Source organism: Streptococcus mitis SK597 (assembly GCF_000148545.1).
GTDB lineage: Bacteria > Bacillota > Bacilli > Lactobacillales > Streptococcaceae > Streptococcus > Streptococcus mitis_C.
In genome coordinates this window covers 1-9,523 of sequence record NZ_AEDV01000085.1, presented here as the reverse complement: position 1 = coordinate 9,523, position 9,523 = coordinate 1, and the positions used below count along the sequence as shown (strand labels likewise).

Genomic DNA, 9,523 nt, shown 5'->3' with positions numbered 1-9,523 from the left:
AAAATAGGTCATTTTCTTCTGGGAGGAGGATAGTTTCTCTACCGTCCATGTCTAAAACCAGTACTCTTGGCGGATAAAGAGGATCAAAAGGATGGTTAAAGTCAAAATCAATGGCTGTAGGGAGGTGTTGACTTGAAAAGTGGAAGGTAATTTTTCCTTGGTTATTAAGCAATTGAAACTCAAGTTCTTCTTCCAATTCAAAGACATTTTTTAAGAAATGGTCGATGATATACCAAAAAGAGTCAATGACGTCATCAGGCAAGCTGGTAACAATGCCAAAACTAGCCGACCGCATCTGGGTATTGGTAAAAGCCATATTTCTTCCCCCTTTCTTTTCCCTTATCATACAGCAAATAGGATTAAAAATCAAGAAAAGGTGATTTTTTCTTCATAAACATAGTTTTCTATGAAATTTTTTTCAAACAATCTTCAAAAAATACTTGAAAGTGTTTACAAATAGTGATAAAATGGAATAAGTGGAATCATGAAAACGAAATTTTCATACCGTCTCTTTTTTTGGAGTCTCGTGAGGTATGATATAGAAAGGAAATGGAATGAATACAGACGATACAGTAACGATTTATGATGTCGCCCGTGAAGCAGGAGTTTCAATGGCGACAGTTAGCCGTGTAGTCAATGGCAATAAAAATGTAAAAGAGAATACCCGTAAAAAAGTACTCGAGGTGATTGACCGTTTGGATTACCGTCCAAATGCCGTGGCGCGTGGTCTTGCAAGTAAAAAGACAACCACTGTCGGTGTTGTAATCCCCAATATTACCAATGGTTATTTCTCAACACTTGCTAAAGGGATTGATGATATCGCTGAAATGTACAAGTACAATATAGTCCTTGCCAATAGTGATGAGGATGATGACAAGGAAGTCTCAGTTGTCAATACACTGTTTTCTAAGCAAGTGGATGGTATCATCTTTATGGGGTACCACTTGACTGAAAAAATTCGTTCAGAGTTTTCTCGTTCTCGGACACCAGTTGTTCTTGCGGGAACTGTGGATGTAGAACATCAGCTTCCAAGTGTCAATATTGACTACAAACAAGCTACGATTGATGCAATGACCTACCTCGCTAAAGAGAACGAGCGCATTGCTTTTGTCAGCGGTCCACTAGTGGATGACATCAATGGTAAGGTTCGTTTGGTTGGCTACAAGGAAGCCTTGAAAAAAGCAGGTATTCCTTATAGCGAAGGATTGGTATTTGAATCTAAATACACTTATGAAGATGGCTATGCCTTGGCAGAACGCTTGATTTCATCAAATGCAACTGCAGCAGTTGTAACAGGTGATGAGTTGGCGGCAGGTGTCTTGAACGGTCTTGCTGATAAAGGTGTGTCAGTACCAGAAGAATTTGAGATTATTACTAGTGATGATTCGCAAATTGCACGCTTTACCCGTCCAAACTTGACAACTATTGCCCAACCTCTTTATGACCTTGGTGCCATTAGTATGCGTATGTTGACTAAGATTATGCACAAGGAAGAGTTGGAAGAACGTGAAGTTCTCTTACCTCATGGTTTGACAGAACGTCGTTCAACACGAAAACGTAAATAGAAAAAATCAGGGAATCGTGAAGATTTCCTGATTTTGCTTTCTAGAGAAGAGGTTTAGCCCTCCATATAGTCTTTCAAAGCCTGTCCTGTTAGTCCGGCATTGAGGGCAATGAGGAGTTTCAAGCGGGCTTTTTGGGCGTTGAGTTCTTTAACAAAGAAAACACCGGCCTTTTGCAACTGCACGCCCCCACCTTGGTAGGCATAAACAGGCTCCGCTATACCGTTAAAGCATCGTGAAACCAGAGCGACTGGGATTCCTTTTTGCAGAAGGCTTTCTAATTTTTGAGCCGTTTCTTTGGGAATATTACCAGCTCCGAAGGCTTGGATAATCAAACCGTCCAATTGTTCCAAATCCAGCATATCAATCAGCTCGTCTGTCATACCAGCATAAGCCGAGATGATAGGGACTAATCCTTGTATGTGATCTAGGTCAAAGCGGACGCGGGGTTCAGCTGTTTTAAAGTAGAGAATTTCCTGTTTCATGATGAGACCAAGGGGGCCGTGAGTAGGAGTCTGGAAGGTACTGACATTGGTCGTATGTGTTTTGGTGACATACTTGGCAGCGTGGAGTTCATCGTTCATAACGACCAAAACTCCTTTGTCAGCAGCCCTGTCATCGCTAGCCACTCGTAGAGCACTCAGATAATTATAAACACCATCACTGCCGAGTTCGTTGGAGCTGCGCATGGCACCTGTTAGAACGATAGGCATATGGGGAACTTCCATGGTATCAAGGAAATAAGCTGTTTCCTCTAAAGTATCGGTCCCGTGTGTGATTACCACTCCATCGTAGTTATCTGCTTCCTCTTTAATTTTCTGGTAGAGAGCCAGCATATGCTTGGGTTTGATATGGGGGCTTGGCAGGTTAAAAAAGTCTAGGGCGTGGACTTGGATTCCTTTGAGGGGATTGGATACATGGTTCATGGGATTATCTGAACTCGTCACAACAGCGCCAGAAGCATCGGCTTGCATGGAAATAGTTCCGCCCGTATGTAAAACAAGGATTTTCTTAGGCATGATTTACTCACTCTTTCTGAAATGTGGTATAATCATTGTATCACAAAAGGGGAGATTGGGATAGGATGGAAGTCAAAGCTGTTTTTTTTGATATCGATGGAACCTTGGTCAACGATCGCAAGAGTGTTTTGAAATCCACTAAGGACGCGATTAAAATCGTCAAAGAACAAGGGGTGCTTGTCGGTGTAGCGACAGGACGAGGACCTTTTTTTGTTAAGGAATTGATGGACGATTTGGACCTGGACTTTGCGGTAACCTACAATGGCCAGTATATCTTTAATAAAGACAGAGTCTTGTTCACGAGCCCTATTTCTAAGTTACACTTGCGTCAGCTAATTTCTTATGCTAAAAAAGAGGGCAAGGAGATTGCCCTAGGGACCAAGGATGCCATGTTGGGTTCTAAAATCATGTCCTTTGGTTTGGGTTCTTTTTCCCAACGAATCAGTCGCTTCGTTCCCTCTGTTTTAACTCGGACAGTGAGTCATTCCTTTAATCGTATGGTCAGCAAGGTTGTTCCCCAAAAGGAAGAAGACCTGCTTCATCTGATGAATCAGCCTATCTACCAAGTTTTGATGCTGATGACACCAGAAGAATCTGAGAAGGCGGCAGCAGATTTTCAAGATTTGAAATTGACACGTAGCAATCCTTTTGCAGCGGATGTCATCAATCAAGGGAACTCTAAATTGGAAGGCATACGCCGAGTTGGGAAAGAATATGGTTTCGATCTCAACCAAGTCATGGCCTTTGGTGACTCAGATAACGACCTAGAAATGCTTGCAGGTGTCGGTATGTCGGTCGCTATGGGAAATGGTAGTAGCAGTGTCAAGGAAGTTGCTAAGCACATCACGGCCAGCAATCAGCAAGACGGAATCCACAAGGCCTTGGAACATTTTGGTGTTCTGGCTTCAGAAAAAGTCTTTGTCAGCCGTGACTATCATTTCAATAAGGTCAAGACCTTCCACCACATGATGGATGAACGAACCCAAGAAGAACCTCGAGCTTGGGATTTAGAAGGTGCAACCCACAGGGCTGGCTTTAAAATAGAAGAATTGGTGGAGTTTGTTCGAGCTGCCAGCCCTTCTGAAGAGGACTTTGGTCAAGCTCTATCGCAACTTCATCAGGCCCTTGATAAGGCAGCAGATAAGGTAGCACAGAAGACGCCTGCTCAGCAAGATTTGGTAGGGCAGGTAGACGCCTTGATTGACACGCTTTATTTCACCTACGGTAGTTTTGTCTTGATGGGAGTGGACCCAGAACGTATTTTTGACATTGTCCATCAGGCCAATATGGGGAAAATTTTTCCAGATGGCAAGGCTCATTTTGATCCAGTGACCCACAAAATCTTAAAACCAGATGATTGGGAAGAAAAATATGCTCCAGAACCTGCTATTAAAAAGGAACTGCAGCGTCAGCTCAAGGCTTATGAACGCCATAAAGAGAGAAATAATACTCAATGAAAATCAAAGAGCAAACTAGGAAACTAGCCGCAGGCTGCTCAAAGCACTGCTTTGAGGTTGTAGATGAAACTGACGAAGTCAGCTCAAAACACTGTTTTGAGGTTGCAGACGAAACTGACGAAGTCAGTCACATATATACGGCAAGGCGATGTTGACGTGGTTTGAAGAGATTTTCGAAGAGTATAAATAGTAAACAAAAAGGAGCGCTGAGCTCCTTTTCTTTATAATTATAAGGTTTTTTCTTGTTCTCTCACCACCAGCAAATCGACCTTAGCATGGCGGAGAATGTATTCAGATGAAGAACCAACCAAGAGGCGTTCAAAGGCGTTGAGACCAGTTGCGCCAACGAGGATGAGGTCCACTTCTTCAGCATCTGGAATAGTACGTGCCAGTAGGGTCTTTGGATTTCCCATTTCAATGACGATGTGAACATCTGCCACACCAGCATCTTTAGCACGTTTTTCGTACTCTTTCATCAGACTTTCAGCGTCGACTTGGAGTTCTTCGTAAACTTCAGCATCAAAGGTGGATACGCTTTGGAGAGCGCGTGTGTCAATGACATGTGCGATGGTGAGTTTAGCGTCGTTTCGTAGAGCAGAATGAACTCCCTTGACAAAAGCCAAGTCTGCTTCCTTAGAACCATCGATTGCGACCATAATATTTTGGTAACGTTGTGCCATAATGAAACCTCCTGAAATTTTCTTACTATTATTGTAAACCTTTTCACTATAGAAGTAAAGCAAAAAAAGTATTTTTCAAAAGAATGTTAGTGCTTAACATCTATATAAATATATGATAAAATAAAAGAAAGGACAGCAGGAAAGAAGTGAAGGGAGGGAGAATGATGAAAAACTCTTTTCAAGAAACAAAAAAATCAAATTTCCTTTATTATGGAATTATCCTAGTGTCAGTCTTGGTAGAAGTGATTATGATCTGGCAATTAGAGAGTCTGGTACCGTTTCTTTATCCAGGTTTTATCGGATTTTTAGTCTTTCACCTACTCTACCATTTTCTATTATTCCTAGTTGCAAAACGAAGTGGGCGTTGGGATTACTTGATGATATGGGGACTTTTCCTCATGTTCAATCTTCTTTATGACTCCTTTTTAGGCTTGCTTTTTCTAGGTTTATCTTTTGGTATGTAGAAATTAGTTGAGGTGTTGATATGAGATGTTCTAAATATATAATTACAATGATGTTTGTATTGTTTACTTTTGGAATGGTTATTCCTGTTATAGCTCAGGAAAATTCCAATAATATAGATCAATCAATTACTATTTTGAAAAAATACACTGAATTAGATGAATCGAATATTCCTTTTATTCGGACGGATATTATGGAAGAACAGAATGAAAATAAAGAAACAATAACTCTTGCAGAAATGGTGAATGAACTCGCTATAAGTTATAAAAATCAGAAGCTATCTCATAATAAAGTAATAAAAAGAATAAGAAGAGGTTTGATTCCTACTTATGGTAATTGGTGTGGCCCAGGTCATACAATGGATGATAGAAATGGGAATGCAATTGATATTTTAGACTGGGCATGTAAAGATCACGATATTTGTTATAGAGATAATGGATATTGGAATATTGATTGTGATAAACGATTTATCAAACAGTTAAAAGCTATTCTTGATAGTGACGTATTATCTCCAGATGGGAGATTATATGCATCTGCAGCCTATACCTTATTTTCTACTATGAGAAATTATGGTGGATAGTTATTCTCTTTAAACTCTCCCCTATTTCCTCGCTTTTAGCGAGGTTTTTCTTCTATACGAAATTAGTAACACATTTCAGTAAACTTGTCGCATTCTCTTTCTAGTGGTATAATGTTACTATCCTGATGAATTGAGGAAACAAGATGAAAGAATATAACAAATCTAGTAAGTTAGAGCATGTTGCTTATGATATCCGTGGTCCTGTTTTGGAAGAAGCCATGCGAATGCGAGCAAACGGAGAAAAGATTTTACGTCTGAATACAGGAAATCCAGCAGAATTTGGCTTTACAGCGCCAGACGAGGTCATTCATGACTTGATTATGAATGCGCGTGATAGTGAAGGATATTCTGACTCTAAAGGGATTTTCTCAGCCCGTAAGGCTATCATGCAGTATTGCCAATTGAAAAAATTTCCAAACGTAGATATTGATGATATCTACCTTGGAAATGGTGTCAGTGAGTTGATTGTCATGTCCATGCAGGGGCTTTTGGACAATGGAGATGAGGTCTTGGTGCCTATGCCAGACTATCCTTTATGGACAGCGGCTGTCAGCCTAGCTGGGGGAAATGCCGTTCACTATATCTGTGATGAAGCTGCAGAATGGTACCCAGATATTGACGATATCAAGTCAAAAATCACTTCCAATACCAAGGCAATCGTCCTTATCAATCCAAATAATCCAACTGGAGCCCTTTATCCTAAGGAACTCTTGTTGGAGATTATTGAGATTGCCCGTCAAAACGATTTGATTATCTTTGCGGATGAAATTTACGACCGCATGGTAATGGATGAACATGTGCATACGCCTGTGGCGAGCTTAGCACCAGATGTTTTCTGTGTCAGCATGAATGGTCTGTCAAAATCCCACCGTATCGCTGGTTTCCGTGTGGGTTGGATGGTCTTGTCTGGACCTAAGGCACATGTAAAAGGCTATATCGAAGGGCTCAATATGCTGTCCAATATGCGCCTTTGCTCTAATGTTTTGGCCCAACAAGTCGTACAAACTTCCTTGGGTGGCCACCAGTCGGTCGATGAATTGCTCCTTCCCGGTGGACGAATTTACGAGCAAAGAAATTTCATCTACAATGCCATTCAAGATATTCCAGGTTTGTCTGCCGTTAAACCCAAGGCTGGGCTCTATATCTTCCCTAAAATCGACCGCAATATGTACCGTATCGATGATGATGAGCAATTTGTCCTTGATTTCTTGAAGCAGGAAAAGGTTCTCTTGGTTCATGGTCGAGGCTTCAATTGGCAGGAACCAGACCACTTCCGTATCGTTTATCTTCCTCGTGTTGATGAACTAGCCCAAATCCAAGAAAAAATGACTCGTTTCTTGAAACAGTATCGCAGATAGGGCTTACATCTGAAAAAGCTGGAAACATTTGCCTTGAGCTATTGACAAAAGTGAAAGAATCAGATAGAATAGTAAAGTATGTTTAGTAACTGATCACTTTATAGCCGGCTAAACGAATACAAAATCTATGAGGAGGTATTCATCGTGAAACGTACTTATCAACCAAGTAAACTTCGTCGTGCGCGCAAACACGGATTCCGTAACCGTATGTCAACTAAAAACGGTCGTCGCGTATTGGCAGCTCGTCGTCGTAAAGGACGCAAAGTTTTGGCTGCATAATCCAAACGAACTATAACAAAAATCAGTAGGAACTCGAGTCTACTGATTTTTATTTTTGTAAAAAAGTTCAAAAAGGCTTTATATTTTTGCTTAAATGGTGTATAATATTTCACATACTGTAAAAATGGAGAATAATCATGAAGAAATCAAAAGTTATGCTTTTTGGAGCTATGGCTTTGACAGCAGGTCTAGCTCTAGCGGCATGTGGGTCTTCCCAATCAAGTAGTGCAGACAAGACTTACTCTTATATCTTTGTTAGCAACCCAGATACCTTGGATTATATTACCTCTACACGAGACTCAACATCTAGTATCACAACCAACTTGATTGATGGTTTGTTGGAAAATGACCAGTATGGCAATCTCATTCCATCTATGGCTGAGTCGTGGACTGTGTCAAAAGATGGTTTGACTTACACTTATAAGATTCGTCAGGGAGCTAAATGGTACACTTCTGAAGGAGAAGAGTATGCGGATGTAACAGCTCATGACTTTGTGACTGGTCTTAAGTATGCGGCGGATAAAAAGGCTGAAAACTTGTATTTGGTGCAAGACTCTATCAAGGGGCTAGCAGATTATGTTGAAGGGAAATCATCTGATTTTGGAACTGTCGGTGTTAAGGCGGTGGATGATTACACGCTACAGTACACCCTCAACCAACCTGAGACTTACTGGAACTCTAAAACTACAGCAAGTATCCTTAATCCTGTAAATGAAGCCTTCTTGAAGTCTAAGGGAGATGACTTTGGAAGTGTGACACCATCAAGTATCTTGTCAAATGGTCCTTACTTGTTTAAATCTTTCTCATCAAAATCTTTGATTGAATTTGACAAAAACCCTAATTACTGGGATAAGGACAATGTCAAAATTGAGAAAGTGAAACTCTCTTTCTTTGACGGTTCTGACCAAGATAGTTTGGCGAGAGGATTTTTGGAAGGCAACTACACAGACGGACGTATCTTCCCAACAAGTTCAGTCTTTGCTGAACTCAAGAAGGGGAATGAGGACAAGATTACCTACACACCACAAAACTCAGTTACTTTCTACTATCTTTTCAACGTGAATCGTCAAAGCTACAAGCAAACTATGAAACAGTCTGATAAGGAAAAGACAGATTCACGCGCAGCTATGCAAAATAAAGATTTCCGTCAGGCTATCAACTTTGCCTTTGACCGTCATGCTTATGCAGCGCAGACAAATGGTGAGGATGGAGCAGACCGTATCTTGCGTAACACAGTTACACCAAGTAACTTTGTCCAAGTTGGCGATAAGAACTTTGGTGATATTGTCAATGAGAAAATTGTCAACTACGGTAAAGATTGGGCAAATATCAACCTAAACGATGGTAAGCAAGCCTTCTTGAATCCTGAAAAGGCCAAAGAGAAGTTTGCTAAGGCCAAAGAAAGTCTGCAAGCTCAAGGAGTAACCTTCCCAATTCATTTGGATATGCCAGTTGACCAGACTGCTAAGTTGGATGTGCAACAGGCTGGATCGTTCAAACAAACAGTGGAAGAAACTCTTGGTAAGGAGAATGTAGTTATCGACGTTATCCAACTTTCTCCAGATGAAAAAGACCAAGCAACCTACTTTGCAGATACAGCAGAACAAAAAGACTACGACATCGACATCTCAGGATGGGGTGGAGATTACTCAGATCCTAAGACTTACCTAGCCATCCTTGATCCAGAGACAGGTTCTCAGTTGAAAAACATGGGCTTGTCTGAAGGAAAAGACAAGGAAGTTAAGGACAAGATTGGTCTTGCTGACTACAAGAAACTCTTGGATCAGGCTGATGCGGAAATCACAGATACTCAAGCTCGCTATGAAAAATATGCTGAAGCCCAAGCTTGGTTGACAGATAGCGCCCTCTTCCTACCAGTTCAAAGTGGTGGAGCCAACCCAATCTTCCGTAAGACTGTGCCGTTTACAGGTCCATTCTCATTCGTTGGACACAAAGGAGATGCTGACAACTATAAATATGTTGAACTGCAAAAAGAGGCAGTAACTGCTAAACAGTACCAAGAACTCTATGAAAAATGGCTAAAAGAAAAAGCTGAGTCAAATAAAAAAGCTCAGGAAGATTTAGCTAACCACATTCAATGATATTCCTAGTCATGCTTTTCAGTT

Annotated in this window: 10 protein-coding genes; 7 read left to right on the top strand and 3 right to left on the bottom strand. The window is 40.9% G+C overall.

The window, feature by feature from the left end:
* A partial coding sequence (locus SMSK597_RS0103115) for a DUF960 domain-containing protein (protein ID WP_000886037.1) occupies positions 1-316 on the bottom strand: 316 nt, incomplete at its 3' end.
* A 238-nt stretch (positions 317-554) separates the two neighbouring features.
* Here SMSK597_RS0103115 and ccpA point away from each other — a divergent pair.
* Positions 555-1,565, top strand: coding sequence for a catabolite control protein A (gene ccpA / locus SMSK597_RS11150; protein ID WP_001090625.1), 1,011 nt, complete (start codon positions 555-557; stop codon positions 1,563-1,565).
* Positions 1,566-1,618: 53 nt separating this feature from the next.
* On the opposite strand, the gene SMSK597_RS11145 is transcribed toward ccpA, so the two are convergent.
* Entirely contained in the window at positions 1,619-2,581 is a 963-nt protein-coding gene (locus SMSK597_RS11145; protein ID WP_001124790.1) for an asparaginase, read from the bottom strand.
* 65 nt (positions 2,582-2,646) lie between these two features.
* On the opposite strand from SMSK597_RS11145, the gene SMSK597_RS11140 reads away from it, so the two are divergent.
* The gene (locus SMSK597_RS11140) at positions 2,647-4,038 is read left to right on the top strand and encodes a Cof-type HAD-IIB family hydrolase (RefSeq protein ID WP_000452108.1); all 1,392 of its coding nucleotides are present in this window, start codon (positions 2,647-2,649) and stop codon (positions 4,036-4,038) included.
* Between the two features lie 227 nt (positions 4,039-4,265).
* Here SMSK597_RS11140 and SMSK597_RS11130 read toward each other — a convergent pair whose 3' ends face one another.
* Positions 4,266-4,718 carry a universal stress protein gene (locus SMSK597_RS11130; RefSeq protein WP_000079148.1) on the bottom strand — a complete coding sequence of 151 codons (453 nt, stop codon included), beginning with the start codon at positions 4,716-4,718 and terminating at the stop codon, positions 4,266-4,268.
* Positions 4,719-4,879: 161 nt separating this feature from the next.
* On the opposite strand from SMSK597_RS11130, the gene SMSK597_RS11125 reads away from it, so the two are divergent.
* The 5 genes from SMSK597_RS11125 (at position 4,880) to SMSK597_RS11105 (ending at position 9,499) form a co-directional block, all read left to right on the top strand.
* Positions 4,880-5,182 (top strand): hypothetical protein, encoded by a 303-nt coding sequence (locus tag SMSK597_RS11125; protein WP_004238474.1) that lies wholly within the window; start codon positions 4,880-4,882, stop codon positions 5,180-5,182.
* 20 nt (positions 5,183-5,202) lie between these two features.
* On the top strand, positions 5,203-5,760 hold the full coding sequence (locus tag SMSK597_RS11120) for a phospholipase A2 family protein (RefSeq protein ID WP_001203812.1): 558 nt from the start codon (positions 5,203-5,205) through the stop codon (positions 5,758-5,760).
* Positions 5,761-5,903: 143 nt separating this feature from the next.
* The gene (locus SMSK597_RS11115) at positions 5,904-7,118 is read left to right on the top strand and encodes a pyridoxal phosphate-dependent aminotransferase (protein ID WP_000666453.1); all 1,215 of its coding nucleotides are present in this window, start codon (positions 5,904-5,906) and stop codon (positions 7,116-7,118) included.
* A 144-nt stretch (positions 7,119-7,262) separates the two neighbouring features.
* On the top strand, positions 7,263-7,397 hold the full coding sequence (gene rpmH / locus SMSK597_RS11110; RefSeq protein ID WP_000831905.1) for a 50S ribosomal protein L34: 135 nt from the start codon (positions 7,263-7,265) through the stop codon (positions 7,395-7,397).
* A 137-nt stretch (positions 7,398-7,534) separates the two neighbouring features.
* Positions 7,535-9,499, top strand: a complete 1,965-nt coding sequence (locus tag SMSK597_RS11105; RefSeq protein WP_000748912.1) for a peptide ABC transporter substrate-binding protein — start codon at positions 7,535-7,537, stop codon at positions 9,497-9,499.
* Positions 9,500-9,523: the final 24 nt, after the last annotated feature.

Coding starts and splice junctions, on each gene's coding strand:
- ccpA (WP_001090625.1), top strand. CDS start 555: ATGAATACAGACGATACAGTAACGATTTATGATGTCGCCCGTGAAGCA.
- SMSK597_RS11145 (WP_001124790.1), bottom strand. CDS start 2,581: ATGCCTAAGAAAATCCTTGTTTTACATACGGGCGGAACTATTTCCATG.
- SMSK597_RS11140 (WP_000452108.1), top strand. CDS start 2,647: ATGGAAGTCAAAGCTGTTTTTTTTGATATCGATGGAACCTTGGTCAAC.
- SMSK597_RS11130 (WP_000079148.1), bottom strand. CDS start 4,718: ATGGCACAACGTTACCAAAATATTATGGTCGCAATCGATGGTTCTAAG.
- SMSK597_RS11125 (WP_004238474.1), top strand. CDS start 4,880: ATGATGAAAAACTCTTTTCAAGAAACAAAAAAATCAAATTTCCTTTAT.
- SMSK597_RS11120 (WP_001203812.1), top strand. CDS start 5,203: ATGAGATGTTCTAAATATATAATTACAATGATGTTTGTATTGTTTACT.
- SMSK597_RS11115 (WP_000666453.1), top strand. CDS start 5,904: ATGAAAGAATATAACAAATCTAGTAAGTTAGAGCATGTTGCTTATGAT.
- SMSK597_RS11105 (WP_000748912.1), top strand. CDS start 7,535: ATGAAGAAATCAAAAGTTATGCTTTTTGGAGCTATGGCTTTGACAGCA.